This window comes from Shigella sp. FC1661 (assembly GCF_001712525.1).
Classification (GTDB): Bacteria; Pseudomonadota; Gammaproteobacteria; order Enterobacterales; family Enterobacteriaceae; genus Escherichia; species Escherichia coli.
In genome coordinates this window covers 1-638 of record NZ_MDGW01000432.1, presented here as the reverse complement: position 1 = coordinate 638, position 638 = coordinate 1, and the positions used below count along the sequence as shown (strand labels likewise).

The following is a 638-nucleotide window of genomic DNA, read 5'->3' as shown; positions in this document are numbered from 1 at the left end:
GATGTTGGCCTTTCCACAATGACAAGATGGGTCAAACAACTGCGTGATGAGCGTCAGGGCAAAACACCAAAAGCCTCTCCGATAACACCAGAACAAATCGAAATACGTAAGCTGAGGAAAAAGCTACAACGCATTGAAATGGAGAATGAAATATTAAAAAAGGCTACCGCGCTCTTGATGTCAGACTCCCTGAACTGTTCTCGATAATCGGGAAACTCAGAACGCATTATCCTGTGGTCACACTCTGCCAAGTGTTCGGGGTTCATCGCAGCAGCTACAGATACAGGAAAAACCGTCCTGAAAAACCAGACGGCAGACGGGCTGTATTACGCAGTCAGGTACTTGAGCTACATGGCATCAGCCATGGTTCGGCCGGAGCAAGAAGCATCGCCACAATGGCAACCCGGAGAGGCTACCAGATGGGACGCTGGCTTGCTGGCAGGCTCATGAAAGAGCTGGGGCTGGTCAGCTGTCAGCAGCCGACTCACCGGTATAAACGTGGTGGTCATGAACATGTTGCTATCCCTAACTACCTTGAAAGGCAGTTCGCCGTGACCGAGCCAAATCAGGTGTGGTGCGGTGATGTGACCTGTATCTGGACGGGTAAGCGCTGGGCGTACCTCGCCGTTGTTCTCGAC

Annotated in this window: 1 pseudogene; it reads left to right on the top strand. The window is 51.7% G+C overall.

What is annotated here, in order from left to right:
- Positions 1–638 (top strand): annotated as a pseudogene (locus BFF42_RS19650) (IS3 family transposase); the annotation flags it as partial.